Consider the following 21858-nt stretch of genomic DNA (forward strand, 5'->3'; position numbering starts at 1 on the left):
GCATGTCCCATCAGGACGGCAAAACGGTGCGATGGCAGTCGCGAACGAGCGCCGGAAACGACGCCTGGATCGCCATTTTGCCACCATGTGCCTATCTTGACAATTCGGACTTCGCCGCTCTCCCCTTGGCTGAAAGGGACAAAAGGGAGCACGAAATGCGACAGGGATGGGCCGCCAGCGCGGTGGCAATAGTGGCAATGACAGGGGCGGTTGCAGGGCACGCGCAGACGGGCAGGCGCAGCGTCACACTGATCACGATGAACCAGCCTATGCCAGCCGGCGAGGCTGAACCGGCGGGAAAGCCGAGCGATGAACCAAATGAAACATCGACCGCAGATTCGCTCTTCCGCGTTCACGACCTGAGCCGACGTTACGTCGAATATCGCATGAGCCAGGAGATGACGGCGCCCTCGCTGGCACCGGCTACGGCCCCCGCAGCGCCGCCAGTGGTAAATGCCGTTGCACCACTCTCCAGCATAGCGGTGCCAAGCTGGATGCGCCGTGGTGCACCAGCGCCGATCGTCACCTTCACTCCTGGCTGCGCACCCGCTGCCTATCATCCGTCTGGTTTTCTGAGCGCCGCGACCGAGCGCCGGAGGGCAGCCTATTATGCGATGATCAGCGCGATCGCATGCGAGGCGGGGATCCCGGTCGGTCTGTTCGACGCGATGATCCTGCGGGAAAGCGGCTATGATCCGCTCGCGACCTCATCAAAAAATGCCTTTGGTTTAGCGCAGCTTATGCCTGCCACGGCCGCGCAGCTCGGCGTCGATCGCTATGACACCGTGCAAAACCTTCGCGGGGGCGCACGCTATCTGCGCAGCCATCTCGATCGCTTCGGTCAGGTCCATCTGGCCCTGGCGGCCTATAATGCCGGGCCTGGCCGGGTACGCGGCGGTATGGTGCCGCGGATTGCCGAGACGCAGGCCTATGTGACGAACATCCTGGCCAACTGGAACCGTCTATCAGGCTATGCGCGGGTAGCGCCGCTCCAGCCTATGGTGTCTGGCCAATCTGCGGCCACGCGTCGGCCGGGCGCAACCATCGCCATCTTCTGATCGACGCTTCAACAGGCGCTCCGTGCACGGCTGGGCCGGTCGGAGCCGCTTGCTTCCACTAGGAAGCATTGTGACGGCGCTAGCCGGCACTCCTGGGCTGTCGTGGTGAGGTTGGGCATTTCGTTGTTCTGGTCGTTTTCCGTACTCTCGTCGTTAGACGTCTGCGTTGGCCGTCTAGGCCAACTCATTGTCACCCTTATTGATAGACTCTGTAAGCGGTTGAGCATCAAAATGATCCTCGCAGGAAATGCGATCGATACTGGCGCCCAGGCGGGCCAGAACCTTGCCCAATTCGCCGCCCACCCGGAAGCGCGCGAGCTCCGCTGAACTCAGCGTGTCGACCATGATGTGCAGCTGTTCATCCTGGTCCGCGCGGTACTGTGCGGCATCGTCCGGCACTGGCGCTGGCTTCATCCAACGCGGCAGGAAGCGCTTGGCGATCGCCGGCATCAGCGGGCGATAGGCATTGGACGTCTGCTTGTAGCGCGGCCCGTCGGATGCGCCTTTGACGCGCTCAAAACGGCGCTGCCGAACGAGAAACCCGATCGCCTCTAGGGTATTGATCGCCCGCCCGATGGTGGCACGGCCAAGCTGAGTAGCCTCGGCGAGATAATCATAGGACGGGAACACCCGGCCCCGGTTCAGCCGAGCCAGCGTCAGGATTTCTTCGTAAACGCGCACCGCCGCTGCCGTCAGCCGTGCGACATGCCGTTCGGCCGCACTCAGCAACCGTTCACCTGCCCGTGCCTCCCGCTTCAGCCGTCGCGCCGCATCCAGGGTCTTACGCGCAGCATGGAGCAAGCGATCGGTCTCCCCCTTCGCGGGCACGAGGTAGAAGCTCTCCTCGAATGACCCTGCCTCCACACTTCCGCGCAGAACGGGTGCGCCCGTGCGGTGTATCGCTCCGGACTTTGCGGGCGGACGCCGCATGATCGTGGCGAGCGCGGATGACCCGGCTTCGCCGACAGAAAACAACCCCATCTTCCATTCTCCCTAGGGAGACTGGGACCAGGCAAAAAGATAGCGTGGCGCGAAGCGCGCATCCTTGAACCGGAGTTCGTTTTCGGCTATATGGAGGAGGTACTTCACACCTCGGGTCGACGTTTGGCGACGTCGCTCCATTAAACCTTGGGATGCCCGGCCTTCGTGCCGGGCTTTCCTTTATGTGGTCACAGCCGCTTCCTTCATCGTTGTTAGATCATCCACTTAAGCTTGCCATTTCTGGCGCGCTTTTGATCAGCGCGAAATAGTCTCGATTCGTGCTTTCGCCGACCCATCGCGACAAAAGTTCGTGCTTTCGCTGACCCTTGCGGACTGCAATTCGTGCTTTCGCCGACCGATCGCGGTGGAGGCGGTGCTCTTCTAGCTTGGGTGCTGGCGAAAGCGCTCTCTACCGTTATTTTCGAATTGATGTGATTCGAACTCCGGTTGCGCCAGCATTGCGTCGCGCAGGTTTTTTATGCTCCCCAGCTATAGCATCTAGTAATTCAAACTTAAAATCTGGAATAGACTGAGATTCAATTACCCGCTTCATTTCATGACGAAAGTGCTTAATAGAACTCTGATATCCTAACTGGAGTCTAAGCGCTTCTATATCTACATCAAGTACACCTTGTGGACACATAGATCTCGCTACTTCATATAATCTTCGTTCAATTGGGCCGAGCGAGAAATATAATGAAGAATATTCTAAAACCCTCTTATCTCTCAATATTGCCCTATATAACCAGTCGCAAAGTCTGACTTTTATAGCTTTCAGGCGCCTTTCGCCATTTTTTGTCTTCGAGTATTGAAGTTGCGCATCAGATAGCCACGAAAAGAATCCTGATTGCCCCTCTCCGCCTGCCTCAATATTTGTTTTAATTTGAGTGCCTTGAAGGCGTTCTAATGCATCCGAGAGTCGCGTATAGGAGCGAGCGGACGCGCTATCTCCTGTTACCCGAAAAAGATCATGTGCCGTAAAATAAAAATCTTGGCTAACTTGCTGGCCCGCTTCTAACTTAGCCACCATCAAACTTGCGATGTATAATAACACTTCCTTATCATATATTGTAGCAACGCCTTTTGGCGTGGCTACTATCTCAATGGAAACAGAATCATTATTGTATTTTAAAGGCTTGGTCCATTTGCCTTTGCTCAATGCAAAAAACGGAAAAGCCATCAAAGATGACTCGCCCCTTACTTCTTTAAGGAGAGGGCTATCCAGCGCGAAGAGGTCGCCTTGGTTCGCAGGAAGGGTCATTAGTGGAGTGTCCTATCCCAAGGTCGGCGAAAGCACGAAGTTGAGCGTTATCTGTGTCCGCCATACGGGCACACGCGTCCGTGGAGGGGGGCGGTTCGTGTTTTCGCCGACCGTTGGCCGCACAGCGCGAATCCATTCGTGCTTTTGACGACCGTTTACTCGGTTTGAAGGGGGTGTTGCGCTGGAGCTCATGAGTCGGCGTTGATCGTACAAAGTCGAAAAATCCGATACATCATCAACCGGTTTTTTGCAGCGCCTCCCTCATAGCCCATAGGTCACCCGAGCGATCGAGGCGCGCACTTCGTCTGACAGCAATACCTGAATAGTGCCTCTCAAAGAAATCAAGAACATGTTCTTGGGCCTGCAGGCCATGCTCCTCGCGGATATCGCTATCCCTCAAACCTTCGATATGCCCCAGCACCTCGGTTAGCCGGGATGCCAAGCCATTTGTCATAGTCGACATAAGGGAAGCAACTCGATCAGCGGCTGCAAGGTCTGATACCTTGTTGCTCAGGAAGAGCTCGCATGCGAGCATTGCAATGAAATGGTTTGTTTCCAGCGCTGAACAGATTGCTGAAGCTTCATCCAACCGCATTGGTCGTCGCTTCGCCGGTGTGCGGTGAAGAATATCGCCTAGCCGGCTATGCTTTATAGCGGTGCGTGATCCTAGGTCGCGGATGCTGACATTGAGCGCATCCATTCTCGATATAAAAAAGTCGCTGATATCGAGAATAGGTGTGGCGTCCGCCACATCTACTCGCATCATCCCCGCCGATGCATTCATCTTCGAGCCCTCCCAAGCCGTCTTAACTCGACTAGCGGAGCATCAATTTGAAATGCAACCTTTTGGCCTGAATATTCTTTTAATTGTCAGGCCGCCCCCCGATGGGCACCACATTGTCGTTACGCTCTCTCAACAAAGCTGAATATTCGCGCGCCTCTGCTAAGCTGAGACCGAGCTTTGTTAAAACCTCTGTCTTATTTTCTTCGACGACATAGTCAAAAAGCATGAGTGATATGGCACTAGCGAATGAAATGGACTCGCTAAGGGCCTTGCTGATAGCCGGAATGGCATGCTCCACGTCATCACCAACAGTAGGCAATATTTCCAATATGATAGGAATTTCGCCGTCCGTAGGTATTATTTTTAGATGTTTTTTGAGTTCGTCCGGCTTATAATTTGCAGGAATGTCACTAGCGACTCCTGCCCGCGCTTCAACGACTTGTGATATCGTCGCAAATTGCTCCTCTCTATTGGAAAATAGTCGAACGCTTTCGGTGGCAAGGCGGAAGAGGTACGTTGAGGCGTCAAGCCGATATGTTTTTTTTATTTCTGGCACTTAACGCCCCCTATTTTTCGACTTAGTTTTCAATCATTTCGTAGCTAGATGCGATAGAAATCGGATTTCTATCGCCCTTGCAAGCGGAACAATAGCAGCAGCCAGCCTGATTTGGTCCGATTGACTGTCCGCAATTACGGACAGCTGTCCGTCGCGTTGGACGAAGCGTCCGTGCCGGCGGACGTTCCGTTGCTTCAATGCCACACCCCTGCACGCATGATCTCGAATATGTTTGTCTCAGGGCCGGTATTTGCGGTTCAATTTGCGACACTCTGCCTCCCCCCACACCCTTGATGACGGCGCGGATTTCACTGCGCCGAATCCAGGGAGCTTTCCTCATGAAAAGTATGCTGCGCCAGGCAGGGCGGTACGAGATGGCGATGCTCGCCGTTCTCGCACTGGCTTTTGTCCTGTGCTTCTTTGCGCCGTCGGCCTTCGCCGGCGCTGACGCCACCTTCGATACCGCCCTTCAGAAATTCACCGGCTTCCTGTCGGGTTCGGGTGGCAAGGTCATCACCGTGCTGTCGCTCGCTGGCGGCATTGTCGGCATGGCCTCGGGTCGTTTCAGCCTGGGTCAGGTTGCCGTCCCCGTCGGCGTCGGCGTCGGCGCTGGCACCGGCGTTCCGATCGTCACCTCGACCGTCACCGCGACGATCTGACCGTCTGCTCATGACGGTGCGTGGCAGCGCGCCGTCATGAGCCCTTCTGGAAGGTGGCGACATGGCAGCCAATTACATGATTCCGTCTCATCTGGATGATCCCGAGCTGATCGGGTTTTGGACGCTGGATGAGTTCCTCGCGATGGTCCTCCCATTCATCTGGGGAGTCATGTCCCAGCACATCATCATTGGCATGGCGCTAGCTGGCGCCGGCTGGTGGGCTTTGAAAAAGTTGAAAGCTGGGCGTGCGGCATCGTGGCTGATCCATATGGCCTATTGGTACCTCCCCGGCGGCTTCCCCTCCGTCAAGGCCACGCCACCTTCCTACCTCCGCTTGATGGTGGGTTAAGATGGATTTCTCCTATCAGCATGGTCAGAGCCAGCGCGTGCTGCGCCAGCGCAATGTGCTTGGCGTTGCCGCGTTTGGTCTAACCTGCGCTGTCATAGCGCTACTCTTATTCGCCACCTCGCGGCCGCGTGAGATCGTGCTTCAGCCGGTGCTCCAGTCCCCGGTGACCATTTCCAGCTCAGGCGTCAGTCACGAATATCTGGAAATGGTGACGCGCGACACCGCGCTCCTGATGCTCAACCGCTCGCCCGGCAATCTCGACTATTGGATGACCTCGGTCCTCAACCTGGTCGCGCCGCGCGCGCAGGGCCGGATCAAGGCTGACCTGGTCAAGATCGTCAGTGAGCAGCGCGGGTCGAGCCTCTCGCAATTCTTTGCGATCGAGACGATGTCGATCGACACCAAGAACCTTCGTTCCACCGTCAATGGCAAGCTCAACACCATTGTCGGCCAGCAGGTCGTGTCGAGCGACATGCGCACCTTTGAATTCCAGTGGGAATACAGCGGCCTGTCGCTGAAGCTGATCGGCTTCGGGCTGGTCACGCCCAAAAAGCCCGGAGAAGCCCAATGAGCCTCGGTCTCTATGCCCTGGGCAGTGCTGTCGTGGGCACCGCCCTGGCGGCCCGCAGCCAATGCACGCTCAGCCGCATGACGGGCGGCTTGCTGATCGGCGTGGCGGCACTCGCCTATACGACACCCGCCTTTGCCGATCCCGACCAGACGCTGCGGGCGGCGGACGGCGCGCAGGTCACCTGCAGCGCCTCTGCCAAGGACCTGACCCGCATCAGCCTCGTGGAGGACGAATTCGCCAGCGTCTCCAAGGTCAGCACCGGCAATCCGGGCGACGACTTCAGCGTCGTCAACGAGCCCGTTCGCGGTGACATCTACTTGTCGGTGCCGGAAGGCTTCAGCCGCCCGGCGCTGTCGTTCTTTGCCACCAGCAAGCGCGGCTACGTGTACAAGTTCGTCTGCCGGGTCAGCGGCAATGAGGCGGTTCAGGTGTTCATCACCAATCCCGCGATCGCCAAGGCCGATGTCGCAGACGCCGCCCCCCAGGCTGCTGCCGGACCGCAGGACGCTGCGATCGGGCTGGTCCAGGCCATGTATTCGGGCCGGATCGTCGACGGCTACGAGATGCGTCAGCGCTCTATGAAGCCTGTCTATGTCGGTGATCTCAAGGTCCAGATGATCGCGGAGTATCGCGGCACCGATCTGACCGGCCGGGTCCTGCGCATCGAGAACAAAGGCACCCAGGAAACGGTACTGACCGAGGCAACGGTCGCCCCGCCAAGCACACTGGCCGTCTCGATCGCGGAGCCCAAGCTCGCCCCCGGCCGTGTCACCACGGCCTATCTCGTCTCTCGCACCGGGAACTGAGCGGATGGACATTCGCAATATCTTTTCGCGTCGGCGCCGCAGCCTCGATGGCGGCGCACCTGACCCGACCTCGCCCGTCGATTCCGATCTCGCCAGCAATGACCGCACCCTCAAGAAGCAGAAGCTCCTTTTGGCGAGTGTCGCCGGTATCGGCCTTATCGGCTCCTCGTTCTACATCTTCGGCGGTGACGATAAGGCCCCCGGCCTCGTCTCAGACAAAGCCGGCGACGTGAAGGTCTCGACGCCTGACCTCATGAACCGCAACCTGTCCGAACAGGAGTGGATCGCGTCGTCGGAGAACCGCTTCCAGTCGACCGAAAATCAGCTGAAGGCCGTAAACGGTACGCAGAGCCGACTCGACGCGCTGTCGGCCGAGCTCGATCGGCTCAAGTCGCAGAACCAGTCGATGTCCGACGATGGCCAGCGGGTACTCTCTGCCTACCAGTCGGAAAACGAGCAGCTCCGCCGCCAGATCAACGAGCGTCAGAGCGCACCGCCACAGCCGGTTGCCGGCCCCAGCGCGATGTACGGCCCGGGCGCGGCACCATTGTATCAGCGCCCCGATGGCGCCCCCCAGACGGCCGCAGCAGACGTCGCACCCGCGCGTCCCAGCGAGGTAAAGCTCGTCTCCTTCACGACGGCCGGTAATGGCACCGCGACGAAGGTCGAGAAGGGCAACACGGTCTATACCGACAGCCCGAACTATCTGCCGCCCAATAGCTTCGCGACCGCGCGCGTCATCGTCGGCGTCGATGCGGCCGCGGGTGTCAACAGCCAGACCGACCCGCTGCCTGTCGTGCTGCGCGTGACAGGGCCTGCCCGCTCGGTCTTCCAGAACGGCAAGCTCCTCACCACCAAGATCCAGGGCTGCCTCATCAACGGCGCGGCTCGCGGCGAACTCTCCTCGGAGAAGGTCTACGTCAAGCTGCAGAAGATGACCTGCCCGCAGCCGGGTGGCCGTTATGCGGTCTCCGAAGTGAAGGGCTTCATCGCCTTTGGCGGCAAGACGGGCGTGCGCGGCCGTGTCGTCAGCCGCGAGGGTTCGCTCGTCAGCCAGGCCTTTATCGCCGGCCTCGTCGGCGGGTTCGGCCGCGGCTTTGCCGCCAATGCCAATTCCGCGCTGCTCGGTCCCAGCGTCACGGTCAATGGTCAGCGCCAGCAGCTTGGGCTCGGTGAGATCGCACAGGGCGGCCTGGGTCAGGGCGTGGCGCAGACCGGCGACATGGTCTCGAAATATCTAATCGAGCGCGCCGAACAATATCAGCCGGTCATCGAGATGCCGACCGGCGTCGACGTCGAAATCGTCTTCCTGGAGGGTGTCCATGTCCGCAATTAAGCCCCGGCCTAAATGGCTGGCCCGTCTGGTGGGCTCACGGTCCTTCAGCCCGGTATCCATCGGTATATACGCAGCGTGCGGAATGGTCGGCTGTGCTCTCGGCGGGGCAGGCGTGGCCCATGCCGTGCGGACCGCCATCCATACCGTCCCGGTCGAGGATCTGCTCAAGAAGCGCCTACCGAAGACCAAGATATCGGGCGTCGATTGCAAGCGGGTGTCGGGCCTGTGCGAAGTCACGGCCGGTCAGAACCTGTTCTATGTCGACAATTCGGCGCGCTATCTCGTCATCGGCCGCATCTATGACATGGAGACGCGCCAGGACCTGACCGCCGCGCGCCTCCTGGAGATGAACCCGGATACGCTGGTCGGCGGGGCTGCCAAGGCGAATGCCGCAGCCGAAGCCGGTGAGGCCCCCGCCCCTGGCACCGGCCGCCCGGCCGCGCCTGCCCCGATCCGCCATCTGCCAATCGAGACCCTGCCTGCCACCGGCTCGATCGTCTGGGGCAACCCGGCGGGCAAGCCTGTGACCGTCTTCAGCGACTTCCGCTGCGGCTATTGCCGGGCGCTGACCAACACGCTGCGGTCGATGAACGTCAAGGTGATCGAGCGGCCGATCTCGACGCTTGGTAGCCGCGAGCTGGCCAATCAGGTCTACTGCGCCAAGAACCGTGAAAAGGCGCTTCACGCCGCCTATGCCGGCGATCCGGTTCAGGGTTCGGGCACCTGCGACACCTCGGGCCTGGATGCCAATGAGCGCTTTGCCAAGGCGCACAATCTAACGGGTACGCCAGTCATCGTCCGCGCCGATGGTGCGACGCTGGAGGGTTATCGCCCGAAGGAATTCCTTACGAAGTGGCTCGCCGGGGGGGACTCGTGATGGCGCGGCGGTACACCCTGCTGGCGCTCGTCGCCGGCACCACCTGCCTTTCCGGCTGCGTCGCGATGGGCAGCAATGTGAAGGGCTCGTTCTCCTGCGTTGCGCCCGATGGCATGTGCGCGCCCTCGTCGACGATCGACGACCGAGCGCTGGCGCTGATCTCGGGTGCCGATGGCGATCGCATGATCGCGCCGATCGGCACCTATACGCCTGAGCCAGCGCCTGCACCGTCGCAGGTTCGCGGTTTTCAGACCGTTGCTGCCAACACCGGACGCACGCAGGAGAAGGTCCTGCGCATCGTATTTCCGGCGCATATCGACGGCGCCGGCCGGCTTCATGAGCAGACCGCCGTCCACGCCGTCGTCGCGCAAGGCGACTGGCGAGAGGCAGCAGCGATGGATGCGGTGGCAACGACGCGGGGCGATGTCGCGACCGCGACCGGAGCCGCATCGCTTCTCGCAGCCGTCGAGAAGGTCGACCTACCCGTCGATGCGAGCCAGCCCGACCCCGACCTGCCGAGCGCAGCGATGGTCCAGGCGGCACGCGCCAAGGCAAGCGGTCCGAAGTCCGCTAGCGCCGGCGATCCGGTGGGCGCCATCAAGGATGGTGTAGCGGCCGCGATCGCAAAGCGTCGCACCCCTCCGATCGCCACCGGCCAGGCCGCTGAAGCTCGGACATCCGCCACCCCCTCGCCCACTTCTTCCGCGCCTGCCTCGACCGTTGCCACGACCGCGCCGGTCACGGCTCCTGTCACCACCGCTGCCGCACCGGCTCACGCGACCCCCGCGGGCCGGGCTGCCCTGGCCGCCGTTCGCTCGGCCCCCGTGCTGCGAGAGGCCGGAGCCCGCACCCAGAGCGAGGTGCGCGACGCCGCACAGTCGAGCGGCGCGGCACCGGTGGTCCGCGCGGCGAACTTTCCCGCCATTGTTGGAGGCGACCGATGAGCTTGATGTCCTGGCTGCAGGAGAATTTCCTCGGCGATAGCAGCCGCCCCGATAGTGCCGCGCCCTCGACGGTCGTTCCCCGCCTGAGCCACTGGCTGCCGTATCGCAGCTACGACCCGCGCACCCACATCTTCTATAACAGCGCGTCGCGCGGCTTCGTGCTGGAGGCCGCCCCGATGCTGGGCGCCAATGAACGTACCGGCGAGATTCTGACCCAGTTTCTGTCGGAAGGCGTGCCCTCGCCCGGCAGTCTGCAAATCCACGCCTGGATGAGCCCGCGCGTCAGCGAGCGGCTCTCGGCCTGGTACACGCCGCGCTACCTGGCAGGCGGCGTCTATGAGCGCATGGCCAAGCACCGCAGCGAATATTTGATGAAAGGGGTGTGGGACTCGCTGTCGAATTCAGCACCGTTTCACCTGCGTAATCACCGTGTGGCCTTGTCCTACACGACACCTGAATCGAGCAGCGTCTCGAACGACGAAATCGTCTCGGTCATGCAGGGGCTCATCTCCTGCCTGGAGTCGGTCGGGATCGAGGCACGGCCGATGGATCCGCGTGGCCTCATCTCCTGGATCGATGACATCACCTCGCCCACGACCGCGCCGGGCGATGATGCGATCACCTATAACGCGTTCGACTCGATCGCCGATCAGGCGGTCCGCCACGATGTCGAGATCCGCATCGATCCCGACCACATCCTGCTGCGCACCGAACGGTTTCGCCCGACCGGCCGAACCGTCGACGGCGCGCCCGAGATCGGCGAGATCTATCCAGACGTTTTCGACGTCCGCTCGTTCTCGGTGCGCAACCTGCCGCAGCGCTGGGCGCCGTGGGACATGGCCAAGCTCATCGGCGATGTCTTTGCCGACAAGCTGCGCATGCCCTGCCCGGTATCGACCAATCTGTGCCTCGAATTTCCTGACGCTGAAGGGCAGAGCAGCCGTGCGAGCCGCAGGTTCATGCGCACCACCAGCCTCGCGGACTCCAAGAGCGCGCGCTACCTGCCGCAGCTGCGCGACCAGTCGGCCGAATGGAAGTTCGTCAAGGATGAGATGCGTCAGGGTCGCAAGCTCATCCAAGGCTTCTACTCGGTCACGTCCTTCAGCCCCAAGAGCCGGGGTGACGCCAATGAGCGCATGCTGAAGTCGGTCTATAGAGCGGCCGGCTGGGATTTGCTCGACGATCGCTATCTGCAGATCCAGGGCCTGCTAGCGGCCATGCCGATGACGCTGGGCAATGGCCTCGCGTCCGACCTGCGCAGCATGAAGCGCTTCCGGACCATGCTGACCACCTCGGCCGCCAGCCTCATGCCGCTGCAGGGCGAGTATCTGGGCGGCAACATCCCCCATCTGATGCTGATCGGGCGGCGTGGCCAGCCTTTCTACTGGTCGCCCTTCGAGAATACCGCCGGCAACCACAACGTCGCTGTCTTCGGCAAGTCGGGGTCCGGCAAGTCGGTGGCGCTGCAGGAGCTGTGTGCCGCTCTTCGCGGAGCCGGCTCCAAGGTCGTCGTCATCGACGATGGCCGGTCGTTCGAGCATTCGGCCAAGCTCCAGGGCGGGGCCTTTGTCGAGTTCACCATGTCCTCGGGCTTCTGCCTCAATCCGTTCGCCATGATCGACCAGGCGCAGGCGGAAGAGGATGAGGACTACCTCATGGACTGCTTTGCGATGCTGAAAAGCATCGTCAACCAAATGGCGCGCCACGTCGACAAGCTGAACGACACCGAGCGCGGCCTGATCGACGGCGCGATCAACGAGGTCTGGAAGGCCAAGGGCCGCAAGGGCTGCGTCGACGACGTCATCGCCGCACTCGACGCGACCGGCAATCCGGTCGCACACGAGTTGGGGATCGCCATGCGGCCATTCTCCAGCGCTGGCACCTATGGCCGCTTTTTCGAGGGCGACGTCTCGTTCCAGCTGACGGCCGACCTGACCGTGTTCGAGCTGTCCGACCTGTCTTCGCGCGAGGAACTGCGCTCGGTCGTGCTGACCGCGATCATGTTCCTGTCCTCGCAGATGATGCGCCGTGTCGATCGCTCGATCCCCAAGGCGCTCCTCCTCGATGAGGCCTGGCAGATGCTGAAAGGCGGCTCGATGGCCGACTTTATCGAGGCCTATGCCCGCACCTGCCGGAAATACGGTGCGTCCCTCGTCACCGCGACCCAGAGCCTCAATGACTATTACAAGTCGGATGGCTCGAAGGCCGCGCTCGAGAACAGCGATTGGTTCATGATCCTTCAGCAGAAGGCCGAGACCATCGCGGACTTCAAGAAGAACGACCGCTTCGACATGGACGATCATACCGACGCGCTCCTTCGTTCTCTGAAGCGCAGCGGCTCGGAATATTCGGACATCATGATCAAGGGGCCGGACTCGATGGCGGTCGGCCGCCTCGTCCTCGATCCCTATTCCGCGACCGTCTATTCCTCGTCGCCCGGCACCTTCGCCTCGATCAGGGACCTGGTGGCCAGTGGCCTGCCGATGGACGCCGCGATCGAGCGTGTCGCCTTCCCCGATGACCAGACCAAATGGGGCGGCCATGACGCCGCCCTGGCGGTCGCGGCGGAGTAACGCCCATGGCGACCATCATCGATTCCGTGCCGCTTAGCGTCTCCACCCGCCGTCGGCCGTCACTGTGGCGGACGATCCGCGATGCACGCGGCTACATGCTGTTCTTCAGCCTGCACGTCACCGGACTGCTCGCCTCGACGCTCCTCATCAGCTGGGGGCTGATCGTCCTGTTCTTCCTGGCGATCGGCGGCTTCTCCGTGGACGGCGCGATGCACCACCTCGCCAATCTGGCTGACCGCTATGTCCAGGCAGATGCGGACCGGGTGACCGGCTTCAAGGTGGCGCTGGGCATCGTCCAGATCACGCTGGCCGGCGCGGTCCTCTTCATGCGCCGCCACCTCCTCATTCCTGCCGACCGCAAAGTCTCGGAGCCCCAAGCATGACCACCCCGACCGAGCCCGTGATCGACACGACCGTCGACACCACTTCCTCTTCCGCGCCTGCCGCCCTGCCAGCGCGCCGAGCGGTCTTTGCCGGCTTCACCGGCCAGCAGCTGGCGATCGGCCTGGCGCTGGCCGTCGTGCTGATCTGGGGCATGTGGGTGACGCGCAGTCTCCTGACCGGGCGCGACGATCACATCGTTCGCGTCGATATGTCGCGCATCGTCGGCGAATATGTACAGGCGCAGGCGCGCAGCAACACCGACCCGCAAGAAGTCCAGGGTGAGATGCGTCGCTTCATGGCGGCGCTGGAAACCGAGCTGCAGCGTCGCGGTGCCAACGGTCAGGTCGTGCTCGTCGGCGAGGCCATTCTTTCCAAGAACGTCCCCGACATCACCGCCTCGGTCGCGACCGCCGTTTATAACTCGGGGGTCAAGCGTCCCCAACCCGCCATGGCACCCGCACAGAGCACTGCGCCCGCCACCATGCCGGTCGCTCCGACTGCCGTGACCGAGGTGCCCGCACGATGAGCGAGGTCGCGGCCAATCCGGACGGCGCGCCCGCCTGGCGGCCGCGCAAGCATTTGTGGAAGGCGCTCGGCCTGCTCGTCGTCGCGGGCATCGGCCTCAAGGCGATCGGTGAGTGGCGCGACACACATGCCCTGCTCATCAATACCAGCGCCTCGCTGCCCAACTGGGCCTTCGTCATCCACAAGAACGCGGTGCCGGCGCGCGGCGATTATGTGTTTTTCGTGCCGCCTGCAGGCCCACTGGTCGCGCGGCATTTCGGCATTAGACCGCAGATGTTCGGCAAGATCGTCTATGGCATGCCCGGCGATATCGTCGAGCACCGTGGTGCGGACGTGTTGGTGGCTGGCCGCCTCGTCGGTCGGATGAAGGCGCAGAGCCGCTTTGGCGAGCCGCTGGCGGCCGGACCGACAGGCACCATCCCGGCAAGCTGCTATTATGTCGGCTCGCCCCACAAAGACGGCTTCGACAGCCGCTATGCCGCGATCGGCTATGCATGCTCGAACAAGATCGTCGGCACCGGATGGCCTGTCCTGTGAGGCGCGCCGTCGAAATCGCGGGCGTTGCAGCCCTCCTGTCGCTTGGCATATCGTCCGGCCCACTGATCGCGAGCGATCACGGCATGGTTGGCCAGACCTTTCCCATCATTGAGCCTGATCTGCTCGCCACGATCGAGGCGCGGCTCAAGCGACTGGAGTCGACGGGTGAAATCGACCGGATGAACGCGACCTTCGCCAAGCGGGCAGAGGCGCGCATTCGCCGTCCCAAGCCCGTCGCCGGCATCAGCACGGCAACCGAAGCACGGAAGTGGATCTATGATCCCACCATCACGATCGATCACGACGTGCGCGACCAGAAGGGCAATCTGATCGCCGCGCGCGGTCAGAGCGTCAATCCGCTCGATTTCGTGACCATGCGCCAGGCGCTCGTCTTCATCGACGGCGACGACAAGGCGCAAATGGCCTGGGCCACGTCGCGCTACACCGACCTGAAAGCCAAGCTCATCCTGGTGAACGGGTCGCCCATCGATGAGATGACCCGCGCCAAGCGCCGCTTCTATTTCGACCAGGAAGGCCGGCTGACGGCCAAGTTCGGCATTCGCCACACGCCTGCGGTCGCAGCCCAGGACGGCCGTGTCGTCCGGCTCGATGAAATCGTCCTGAAAGGAGCGCAATGATGCTTTGGCTCGATCTGTTGCGCACACCCATGGCAGCCCCTGAGACGCCGTCGCTGCGCCGTATGCGCTACCTCTTCCAGGCGCTTTGCTTCCTCTCCGCCGCCAGCGTCGGCACGCTCAGCACGATCCAGGATGTGTTCGGCCGACGCGGCACCATCGCGATCCTCATTCTGCTCGCGGCAACGTCCATCCATGGGATCGTCTACCTGGTCCGCAAGAACGCGGCCGACAATGCGTGGCTCGATCAGGCACAGTCGAGCGAGCTGTCATCGTGATGAGCTGGCTGCGCACCCTCATTCTCAGCCTTTTGCTTCTGGGTGGCATCGCCGCGGTCGCGCCCGAGCTGCGCGCGCAGGTCCCGTCGGGCAAGTCGCAGTGCAACGGCAAGTTCGTGAACCCGATCACGGACGTCTGCTGGTCTTGCCTGTTCCCGCTATCGGTCGGCGCGCTGAAGATCTGGCCCAGCGCCCGCGCCGATACCGACAACCCCGACCTGCCCGTCTGCGCATGCGGCAGCCCTGTCCCGCGCATTGGCATTGCGGCAGGATTCTGGGAGCCGGTGCGCCTGGCTGACGTGTCGATGAAGCCCTGGTGCTTCGTCAATCTGGGCGGCGCCAAGATTTCGCCCGGTTTCGACATCGGCAATGGCCATCTGGAAGGCCCCTCGGCTGTCGGTGGCAAGGCGCAGAACACCTCGAAGTGGCATGTCCACTGGTATGTCTACCCGCTCCTCTACTGGATGGAGCTGCTGACCGACTTCCTGTGCTTCGAGCAGGCCTCGTTCGACATCGCCTATATCACCGAGATCGACCCCCTTTGGCAGGACGATACGCTGACGGCGCTGATCAACCCGGAAGCGGTCGTCTTCTCCAACCCGATCGCCCAGGCCGCGTGCGCCGGCGATTGCATCGCCTCGACCGCCAAGCTGCCGCTCGATGCGATCTTCTGGTGCGCTGGCTGCCAGGGTCCGATGTATCCGATGAACGGCAACATCGCCGCCTCGATCGGCCATGTGCAGGCCTCGCGTCTCGCGCTCTCGCGCTTTGCCTACAAAATCCACCGCGAGGGTCTGGCCTGGGGCACGATGGGCTCGGCCGGGCTCTGCAACAAATATCCGATGCCGATGCTGCGCAAGCAGCAATACCGCGTCCAGATGGTCAATCCCTCGCCGATGGTGAGCGGCAAGATGGCGTGCTCGCCACTCGGCGCCTCGACCATGCCGCCCCAGGCGGGACGCGCTTATCCTGTGAAAGGTGAAGACATGGGCTACCTGGTGTGGCGCAAACGCAATTGCTGCATCCTGTGATGCGGCGTCTTCTTATCGCCAGCTCGGCCGCGATCGCCGGCATCGTCGGCATCCAGGCCATTGCCCAGACGGTCGACGGGCTCGACCTGCAAGCGGTCAAGCGCCGCGCCGCAGTCGTCCAGGGCGACGCGCAAGCCTTTGCCGACCATGTTCGCGGTCGTGGTGATGCCTTTCGCGAAGAGGCATTGTCGGTGCGCGACAACGGCTTGGAAAACCTGAAGGCGGTCGCCAAGACCGACCTGCCCAAGGGACCGGCCGGGGCGGTCGACTTCGACGAGATCATCGCCGGCGCTGGCCGCAACGTGACAGAGGGACGCGGAGAGGCACCGCAGTTCATCGTCTTTGCCAGCCTGTCGATGCCAGAGGCATCGCTGCGCCGGCTGATCGCGGATACGGCAGCGGCAGGCGGCATCGTCGTTTTTCGCGGCTTTCCGAACAACTCGCTGACCGAATTCCGTCGTCTCCTCTCGCGCGTCGTCGACAAGCAGGAGCAGGCCAACAATATCGGCATCGACCCTCGCCTCTTCCGCGCTTTCGATGTCCAGGCCGTGCCGACCTATGTGGCGGTGTCGTCCGACTTCGACCTGTGTTCGGGGTTTCAGTGCCGCACCGCAGTGCCGCCCTATGACCGCATGGCGGGCAATGTGACGGTCGCCTATGCGCTGGAGGCTTTTGCCAATGCCCGCGGCCCGGGCGCTGGCGTTGCGGCCGTGGCGGCCCGCAACATGAAGCGAGCCGCGCTATGAAGCGCTTCCTGCCGATCGTCCTCATGATGACAGCCTCGGCCGCGACCGGCGTCGTCGCGCAGACGACATTGGAAGAGGCGCGTCGCCAAGGCCAGGACATGGGCAAGAAGACCCGCGCCGACGCCTCGCTGGTGCCAGGCCAAACGCAGGTCGACATGGTGCCGGGCTATCAGGGCACGAGCCTGCCCGAGGGTGCCTATTTCAGCGACCCTGACAAGCTGGCGAGCGAGGGCGCGGCCCAGGCGGCAAAGAACGACGTCTTCGGCACCGTCACCGACCGCCAGCGCACGCGTGCCAGCTTCACCAACGCCGAGATCCTGGCCACGACCAAGCGGGCGACCGAGATCGAGCAGGACCCGAACCGCTTCCTGAATGGCGATGAGTTCGGCGGTTCGTCAGGCAAGTGTGAACCCCTCCCGCCCTCGGCCGGCGAGAAGGGCTATTACGAGGCGACCTGTAACAAGGGCACCAAGATCGAGGAGGGTCTACAGACCTGCACCGCCCGCATGGTCCCCAAGGTCGTCAATAATGCCCGCTACTTCTACTGGGGCTCGACCAATGTGTCTGGCCTCGCCCCCGAGACCGCGTTGCAGAGCCAGGTATCGGCTGGGGTCTGCAAGGCCGTAGGCACGACGATGCACGGGTGCGATGCGCAGATCGAACTGGGCGCAGGCGGCACGGACGTCGAGGGGTACAGGCGCTTCTGCAAAAGCAAGATGTCTGCGACTGCCTCACTTTATTCCTGCTCGTCCGAACTGGCTGGCAGCACCATCGGCGAACATCAGAACCACAAGACCGGCACCCTCTGGTATAAGAAGGAAGGGGAAAACTCGGTCACCGTCAGCCGTCAGGAGAGCGGCTGCGATACGCTGAATGGCGGGAGCTGCTCGGCGGTGCAGGAAACCTGCATCGAGCCGGAAGAGACCCGCATGATCGAGGGCGTAGCGGTTACGCAGAGCTGCTGGGCGTGGCGTCGTGAGGCGACCTGTTATTCACAGACGCCAGCCAGCGACTGTACGGATCTTGAGGATAATCGTCAGTGCACCTTCCTGCGCAACGAATGCCTGGATGATCCGCAGGAAGGCGACTGCAAGGTCAGCCAAAAGGTCTATAGCTGCCCCCTGCCCGACATGGGACCGCCCGACCCCAAGCAATATGTCTGTGGCGGCGACGTCTACTGCATCAACGGCAATTGCGAGACCATCGAGCGGGAAGCCTCGACCGAGTTCAAAGATGCGCTCGTTGGCCTGCATGCGCTCGGCGATGCCGGCAAGACCTTCGACCCTGACAAGCTGACCGTGTTCTCCGGCGAGCGCAGCACCTGCAGCAAGAAGATATTCGGGGCGGCCAATTGCTGCACGGGCAAGGGTATCCCGCTCCTGACCCCCTGGCTGTGCAGCGCGGCGGAAAAGAAGCTCGATGAGCGTGACGACAAGGGGCTCTGCCACAAAATCGGCACCTATTGCTCGACCAAGATCCTCGGCATCTGCGTCACCTCGAACGATGCCTATTGCTGCTTTGGCAGCAAACTTGCCCGCATCCTGCAGGTTCAGGGTCGCCTCCAGCTCGGCAAGGCATGGGCCAAGCCCAAGACCGAACAGTGCCAGGGCTTCACGATCGAGGAGTTCCAGCGGCTCGATCTGTCGCAGATGGATTTCCGGGAAATCTATGCCGAGTTCACCGAAGCCGCGCGTCTGCCCGACGAAGTGCAGACGATGACCGACATCCAGAACAAGATCGAAGGATATTATGACCGCCATGGCCGTGAATGACCGTGACGTGTCGGGGGGCCACGAACGCCCCCCCATCTCGTCCATGACGGTCGTCGAGCTTGCCGCATTCCTGCGCGTCTCGCGCTCGGCAAAGGCGTCGTCGGCCGGCGAAGTGGCGGCCACGCTTGGTCACTGGTTCGATTGTGACGTCGACCCCCAGGCCACCGAGGCAACGCTGCGTTCGATGATCGGCCGCGGCTGGCTGGCATTCGCCAAGGGCGGGGTCCGTCCGGCCAGCGCTGGCCGGGGCGAGGCACGGATCGCGCTGCGCGGTCTCATCCGCATGCTCGATCAGGGAACCCGCATGATCGAGGTCGCGGCCATGACAACCATGCTCAAGCTCGCAGGCTTCGAGCTCGACGGCGAACACAATGATGAGGAGGATCACGATGCGTAACGGGGGGATGATGTGGGGGCGCAGCATGTCGGCCGTGGCGGCCGTCCTGATGGTGTTGCCAATGCCGGCAGCGTCGGCGATCGCCGGCGTCCAGGAGACCACTTCTGACATGAGCCAGGATGTCGCGCCGACCGCCGGCGATGACGGCTTCTACTGCGGCGAGCGCAAACTCGGTCAGTGGTTCTATTGCTCGAAGCCCAAGCCCAAGCCTGCCACCCCGCAAGCGACCCCGGCACCGGCCCCCTCGGCCGCCAAGCGGCTGACCGAGATCCGCGAGCTGCTCGACGAACTGAAGGCGCGCGCAATCCTCGATCCGTCGGAAGAGAATGTCATCGCATATGTCCGCTTCCAGCGTGAGCAGCTCGACCGGGCCTCGACTTTCTCCGACACCTGGCAGCGCGCGCTGTGGCAGAACCCCGACATCGACTACACCCTGCAGCGCCCGGTCGGCACGGTCGCCAAGCGTGCCTGGTCGGATAACCGCAAGGCGGATCGTGCCCAGGTCCTCGCCCATCTCGGCGAGCGCTACGGCATGTTCTACTTCTTCGCGCAGAGCTGCGGCGCCTGCGAGATCTTCGCCCCCATCCTGCGCTCGGTCGCCGATACCAACCGCATGTCGGTGATGGCGGTCTCGATGGATGGCGGCCCCAGCAAGGATTTCCCGCGCTACGTCGTCGATTCCGGCCAGCGCGCGCGGATGGGCGTGCCGGGCAACGCCACGCCAGCCCTTGTCCTCTTCGATACCCAGACGCGCCGCACGGTGCCGATCGGCTTCGGCATCATGTCGGCCGACGAAATCATGGAGCGGATCTTCGTCCTCACAAACACCAAGGTCGGGAGTGACTACTGATGGCAAACCGCCCCCCCTTCTTCCGCGCTGTCTACCGCCGTTTCGCCGCCACCACGGCCGTTGTGGCGGTCCTCGCCATCGTCCCGGCCGACATCGCCCAGGCCGATGTGGCGGGCAAGATGGACAGCTACTTCAAGGAAACCGGTGCGGCCGCCAATGTCACCGGCCCGTCCGCCTATAAGGGTCAGGCGGCGGGCTATTATTCCGGCGGCAATATCTGGTCACGCTTCCCGCAGAAGTCGGTGTCGCCGCTGAACATCCAGTTGCCCAGCGCCAGGGCAGGATGCGGCGGTATCGACCTGTTCGCCGGGTCCTTCTCCTTCATCAACGCCTCCGAGATGATCGCGCTGATGAAGGGCGTCGCCAACAACGCGCTTGGTTTTGCCTTCAAGCTCGCGATCGACAGCGTCTCGCCCGAGATCGGCAAGGTCATGGGTGAGTTCAGTCAGGCCGCCCAGCAGATGAACCAGATGAACATCTCGTCGTGCGAGGCAGCACAGGGCCTGGTCGGCGGCCTTTGGCCCAAACTGCAGGGCGCAAAGTCCACGATCTGTACGTCGGTCGGCAACAGCCAGGGCGTGTTCTCCGACTGGGCGCGGTCCCGCCAGGGCTGCAACGCGGAGGATAAACAGGACGATATCCTGGCCGGCAACAAGGATGAGCGCATGGCGGATCACATCCCCGGCGCACGGCGCAATTACACCTGGCAGGCTCTGAAACGAGGCGGCCGTTTTGGTGCCTTCGACAAGCAGTTTTCCGAATATTTGATGACCCTGGTCGGAACGGTGATCATGAACACCGGTAAGGGCGGTGATAACTCCATCCGTTACATGGGCCCGGCAGAGGACGCCGTGGTCACCGCCCTTCTCGATGGCACCCAGGACGGCAACAAGGTCAAAATCCTAAAGTGCGATGAGGAGGAAGAGTGCCTCAATGTCGTGGAAACAGAACTTACTATCCCGACCAAGATGGGATTGCGTAACCGTGTATATGATCTGATCAATTCGATGCACGAAAAGATCATGAGCGAAGGCAAGCTAAGCGACGAAGAAAAGCAGTTGCTGAACATGTCCCCCATCCCTCTTTATAAAATGCTTGCCGTCCAAGCCATGTCTCAAAGAACGTTTAGCGATCAGGACGTCAAGGTCATGTCTGAGATTGTGGCAACGACCCTTTTGAGCGCCATGATCGATAATATGCTCGATCGTATCGGACAATCTCAGCTCAGCTTCGAGCCGGCGGATCAGCCAACCGCAGCAACGTGGCGCCAGCAACTCGCCGAAGCGAAGGCTAAATACTCCAAACGCGAATATCGCATTCGAGATACGGTTCAGGTGGCTGCAACCCTAATCGATCGAACGATGATGGTTGAATCTACACTGCAGAACTCGATGTCGCCGGGCATGGCGGCCGCGATCGGTTTCGCACGCGGCTTGCCGCGTGGCAAAGGCCTTTAAGGGGAACTTGAATGGTCGAGGTCTTCACGATCGGTGGCGGCGACTATCTCGTCAACGTTTTCAACGCCGTCGCCACCTGGACGGGCGGCGGAGGCTATAAGTCGCTGATCAGGGTCGCGATGGTCATCGGCCTCATATATTCGCTGTGCGCGCTGGCCTTTACCCGCAACATCAGCGCCTGGCTAAATTGGTATCTTAGTTCGGCCGCCATCTACATGTGCCTGATGGTTCCTACGGTTACGGTGAAGGTAACTGACCGGATCAACCCCAGCCTCCAGGCCGCAGTCATTGATCACGTCCCGCTCGGGCTTGGCGTTATGGCGAGTTTCACCAGCACGGTTGGTGATTGGCTGACGAACAAGGCAGAAACCGTTTGACGTGCTCCCCGGAAATCATGCCATTGGTAAGTTAGCTCGTCAGATGGAGACGAGCGATGCGGCGAGGCCGTTTTACCGAGGATCAGATCATAGGCGTGCTGCGTGAGCACGAGG

The 21858-nt window shown here is 62.0% G+C and carries 24 protein-coding genes and 1 pseudogene; 21 read left to right on the plus strand and 4 right to left on the minus strand.

What is annotated here, in order from left to right; all coding sequences use genetic code 11:
• The first annotated feature begins 2 nt into the window (after positions 1-2).
• Positions 3-1058: a lytic transglycosylase domain-containing protein gene (locus tag U1703_RS17380; protein ID WP_332786728.1), complete on the plus strand. Its 1056-nt coding sequence runs from the start codon at positions 3-5 to the stop codon at positions 1056-1058.
• A 174-nt stretch (positions 1059-1232) separates the two neighbouring features.
• On the opposite strand, the gene U1703_RS17385 is transcribed toward U1703_RS17380, so the two are convergent.
• The 4 genes from U1703_RS17385 to U1703_RS17400 form a co-directional block, all read right to left on the minus strand.
• Entirely contained in the window at positions 1233-2039 is an 807-nt protein-coding gene (locus U1703_RS17385) for a helix-turn-helix domain-containing protein (RefSeq protein ID WP_332786729.1), read from the minus strand.
• 415 nt (positions 2040-2454) lie between these two features.
• On the minus strand, positions 2455-3300 hold the full coding sequence (locus tag U1703_RS17390; protein WP_332786730.1) for a replication initiator protein A: 846 nt from the start codon (positions 3298-3300) through the stop codon (positions 2455-2457).
• Between the two features lie 235 nt (positions 3301-3535).
• Positions 3536-4084: a hypothetical protein gene (locus U1703_RS17395; RefSeq protein ID WP_332786731.1), complete on the minus strand. Its 549-nt coding sequence runs from the start codon at positions 4082-4084 to the stop codon at positions 3536-3538.
• 79 nt (positions 4085-4163) lie between these two features.
• Positions 4164-4640 (minus strand): hypothetical protein, encoded by a 477-nt coding sequence (locus U1703_RS17400; RefSeq protein ID WP_332786732.1) that lies wholly within the window; start codon positions 4638-4640, stop codon positions 4164-4166.
• 338 nt (positions 4641-4978) lie between these two features.
• Between U1703_RS17400 and U1703_RS17405 the strand changes: the two genes are divergently transcribed.
• From U1703_RS17405 to U1703_RS17500, 20 genes and pseudogenes are all read left to right on the plus strand, one after another.
• Positions 4979-5299 carry a TrbC/VirB2 family protein gene (locus U1703_RS17405; RefSeq protein ID WP_332786733.1) on the plus strand — a complete coding sequence of 107 codons (321 nt, stop codon included), beginning with the start codon at positions 4979-4981 and terminating at the stop codon, positions 5297-5299.
• Between the two features lie 61 nt (positions 5300-5360).
• The gene (gene traL / locus U1703_RS17410; protein ID WP_332786734.1) at positions 5361-5648 is read left to right on the plus strand and encodes a type IV conjugative transfer system protein TraL; all 288 of its coding nucleotides are present in this window, start codon (positions 5361-5363) and stop codon (positions 5646-5648) included.
• Position 5649: 1 nt separating this feature from the next.
• Entirely contained in the window at positions 5650-6219 is a 570-nt protein-coding gene (locus U1703_RS17415) for a type IV conjugative transfer system protein TraE (protein ID WP_332786735.1), read from the plus strand.
• The gene (locus tag U1703_RS17420; protein WP_332786736.1) at positions 6216-7025 is read left to right on the plus strand and encodes a type-F conjugative transfer system secretin TraK; all 810 of its coding nucleotides are present in this window, start codon (positions 6216-6218) and stop codon (positions 7023-7025) included. The genes U1703_RS17415 and U1703_RS17420 overlap by 4 nt, the downstream gene beginning before the upstream one ends.
• Before the next feature lie 4 nt (positions 7026-7029).
• The gene (locus tag U1703_RS17425) at positions 7030-8361 is read left to right on the plus strand and encodes a TraB/VirB10 family protein (RefSeq protein ID WP_332786737.1); all 1332 of its coding nucleotides are present in this window, start codon (positions 7030-7032) and stop codon (positions 8359-8361) included.
• A gap of 82 nt (positions 8362-8443) precedes the next feature.
• Complete coding sequence (locus U1703_RS17430; protein WP_443025837.1) at positions 8444-9238, plus strand: DsbC family protein; 795 nt, start codon at positions 8444-8446, stop codon at positions 9236-9238.
• Positions 9238-10182 carry a conjugal transfer protein TraV gene (locus U1703_RS17435; protein ID WP_332786739.1) on the plus strand — a complete coding sequence of 315 codons (945 nt, stop codon included), beginning with the start codon at positions 9238-9240 and terminating at the stop codon, positions 10180-10182. Before U1703_RS17430 ends, U1703_RS17435 begins: the two co-directional genes overlap by 1 nt.
• On the plus strand, positions 10179-12755 hold the full coding sequence (traC, locus tag U1703_RS17440; protein WP_332786740.1) for a type IV secretion system protein TraC: 2577 nt from the start codon (positions 10179-10181) through the stop codon (positions 12753-12755). The genes U1703_RS17435 and traC overlap by 4 nt, the downstream gene beginning before the upstream one ends.
• Positions 12756-12760: 5 nt before the next feature.
• Entirely contained in the window at positions 12761-13138 is a 378-nt protein-coding gene (locus U1703_RS17445; RefSeq protein WP_332786741.1) for a hypothetical protein, read from the plus strand.
• Entirely contained in the window at positions 13135-13665 is a 531-nt protein-coding gene (locus tag U1703_RS17450) for a type-F conjugative transfer system protein TrbI (RefSeq protein ID WP_332786742.1), read from the plus strand. The genes U1703_RS17445 and U1703_RS17450 overlap by 4 nt, the downstream gene beginning before the upstream one ends.
• Positions 13662-14201 (plus strand): S26 family signal peptidase, encoded by a 540-nt coding sequence (locus U1703_RS17455; RefSeq protein ID WP_332786743.1) that lies wholly within the window; start codon positions 13662-13664, stop codon positions 14199-14201. The genes U1703_RS17450 and U1703_RS17455 overlap by 4 nt, the downstream gene beginning before the upstream one ends.
• Positions 14198-14839 (plus strand): type-F conjugative transfer system protein TraW, encoded by a 642-nt coding sequence (traW, locus tag U1703_RS17460; protein WP_332786744.1) that lies wholly within the window; start codon positions 14198-14200, stop codon positions 14837-14839. Before U1703_RS17455 ends, traW begins: the two co-directional genes overlap by 4 nt.
• On the plus strand, positions 14839-15114 hold the full coding sequence (locus U1703_RS17465) for a hypothetical protein (RefSeq protein ID WP_332786745.1): 276 nt from the start codon (positions 14839-14841) through the stop codon (positions 15112-15114). The genes traW and U1703_RS17465 overlap by 1 nt, the downstream gene beginning before the upstream one ends.
• On the plus strand, positions 15114-16145 hold the full coding sequence (gene traU / locus U1703_RS17470; protein ID WP_332786746.1) for a conjugal transfer pilus assembly protein TraU: 1032 nt from the start codon (positions 15114-15116) through the stop codon (positions 16143-16145). The genes U1703_RS17465 and traU overlap by 1 nt, the downstream gene beginning before the upstream one ends.
• On the plus strand, positions 16145-16891 hold the full coding sequence (gene trbC, locus U1703_RS17475) for a type-F conjugative transfer system pilin assembly protein TrbC (RefSeq protein WP_332786747.1): 747 nt from the start codon (positions 16145-16147) through the stop codon (positions 16889-16891). The genes traU and trbC overlap by 1 nt, the downstream gene beginning before the upstream one ends.
• On the plus strand, positions 16888-18663 hold the full coding sequence (locus U1703_RS17480; protein ID WP_332786748.1) for a conjugal transfer protein TraN: 1776 nt from the start codon (positions 16888-16890) through the stop codon (positions 18661-18663). The genes trbC and U1703_RS17480 overlap by 4 nt, the downstream gene beginning before the upstream one ends.
• 43 nt (positions 18664-18706) lie before the next feature.
• Positions 18707-19060, plus strand: a complete 354-nt coding sequence (locus tag U1703_RS17485; RefSeq protein ID WP_332786749.1) for a hypothetical protein — start codon at positions 18707-18709, stop codon at positions 19058-19060.
• On the plus strand, positions 19053-19910 hold the full coding sequence (locus tag U1703_RS17490) for a conjugal transfer protein TraF (RefSeq protein WP_443025838.1): 858 nt from the start codon (positions 19053-19055) through the stop codon (positions 19908-19910). The genes U1703_RS17485 and U1703_RS17490 overlap by 8 nt, the downstream gene beginning before the upstream one ends.
• Complete coding sequence (locus U1703_RS17495; protein ID WP_443025839.1) at positions 19910-21367, plus strand: conjugal transfer protein TraH; 1458 nt, start codon at positions 19910-19912, stop codon at positions 21365-21367. The genes U1703_RS17490 and U1703_RS17495 overlap by 1 nt, the downstream gene beginning before the upstream one ends.
• A gap of 11 nt (positions 21368-21378) precedes the next feature.
• Positions 21379-21741, plus strand: a pseudogene (locus tag U1703_RS17500) (conjugal transfer protein TraG N-terminal domain-containing protein); the annotation flags it as partial.
• Positions 21742-21858 lie beyond the last annotated feature (117 nt).

The organism is Sphingomonas flavida, assembly GCF_036663655.1.
In the GTDB taxonomy this organism is placed as follows: domain Bacteria; phylum Pseudomonadota; class Alphaproteobacteria; order Sphingomonadales; family Sphingomonadaceae; genus Sphingomonas.

Bases quoted from the DNA above. Each gene is read 5' to 3' on its own strand.
- U1703_RS17380 (WP_332786728.1), top strand. From the start codon at position 3: ATGTCCCATCAGGACGGCAAAACGGTGCGATGGCAGTCGCGAACGAGC.
- U1703_RS17385 (WP_332786729.1), bottom strand. From the start codon at position 2,039: ATGGGGTTGTTTTCTGTCGGCGAAGCCGGGTCATCCGCGCTCGCCACG.
- U1703_RS17390 (WP_332786730.1), bottom strand. From the start codon at position 3,300: ATGACCCTTCCTGCGAACCAAGGCGACCTCTTCGCGCTGGATAGCCCT.
- U1703_RS17395 (WP_332786731.1), bottom strand. From the start codon at position 4,084: ATGAATGCATCGGCGGGGATGATGCGAGTAGATGTGGCGGACGCCACA.
- U1703_RS17405 (WP_332786733.1), top strand. From the start codon at position 4,979: ATGAAAAGTATGCTGCGCCAGGCAGGGCGGTACGAGATGGCGATGCTC.
- traL (WP_332786734.1), top strand. From the start codon at position 5,361: ATGGCAGCCAATTACATGATTCCGTCTCATCTGGATGATCCCGAGCTG.
- U1703_RS17415 (WP_332786735.1), top strand. From the start codon at position 5,650: ATGGATTTCTCCTATCAGCATGGTCAGAGCCAGCGCGTGCTGCGCCAG.
- U1703_RS17420 (WP_332786736.1), top strand. From the start codon at position 6,216: ATGAGCCTCGGTCTCTATGCCCTGGGCAGTGCTGTCGTGGGCACCGCC.
- U1703_RS17425 (WP_332786737.1), top strand. From the start codon at position 7,030: ATGGACATTCGCAATATCTTTTCGCGTCGGCGCCGCAGCCTCGATGGC.
- U1703_RS17430 (WP_443025837.1), top strand. From the start codon at position 8,444: ATGGTCGGCTGTGCTCTCGGCGGGGCAGGCGTGGCCCATGCCGTGCGG.
- U1703_RS17435 (WP_332786739.1), top strand. From the start codon at position 9,238: ATGGCGCGGCGGTACACCCTGCTGGCGCTCGTCGCCGGCACCACCTGC.
- traC (WP_332786740.1), top strand. From the start codon at position 10,179: ATGAGCTTGATGTCCTGGCTGCAGGAGAATTTCCTCGGCGATAGCAGC.
- U1703_RS17445 (WP_332786741.1), top strand. From the start codon at position 12,761: ATGGCGACCATCATCGATTCCGTGCCGCTTAGCGTCTCCACCCGCCGT.
- U1703_RS17450 (WP_332786742.1), top strand. From the start codon at position 13,135: ATGACCACCCCGACCGAGCCCGTGATCGACACGACCGTCGACACCACT.
- U1703_RS17455 (WP_332786743.1), top strand. From the start codon at position 13,662: ATGAGCGAGGTCGCGGCCAATCCGGACGGCGCGCCCGCCTGGCGGCCG.
- U1703_RS17465 (WP_332786745.1), top strand. From the start codon at position 14,839: ATGCTTTGGCTCGATCTGTTGCGCACACCCATGGCAGCCCCTGAGACG.
- traU (WP_332786746.1), top strand. From the start codon at position 15,114: ATGAGCTGGCTGCGCACCCTCATTCTCAGCCTTTTGCTTCTGGGTGGC.
- trbC (WP_332786747.1), top strand. From the start codon at position 16,145: ATGCGGCGTCTTCTTATCGCCAGCTCGGCCGCGATCGCCGGCATCGTC.
- U1703_RS17480 (WP_332786748.1), top strand. From the start codon at position 16,888: ATGAAGCGCTTCCTGCCGATCGTCCTCATGATGACAGCCTCGGCCGCG.
- U1703_RS17485 (WP_332786749.1), top strand. From the start codon at position 18,707: ATGACGGTCGTCGAGCTTGCCGCATTCCTGCGCGTCTCGCGCTCGGCA.
- U1703_RS17490 (WP_443025838.1), top strand. From the start codon at position 19,053: ATGCGTAACGGGGGGATGATGTGGGGGCGCAGCATGTCGGCCGTGGCG.
- U1703_RS17495 (WP_443025839.1), top strand. From the start codon at position 19,910: ATGGCAAACCGCCCCCCCTTCTTCCGCGCTGTCTACCGCCGTTTCGCC.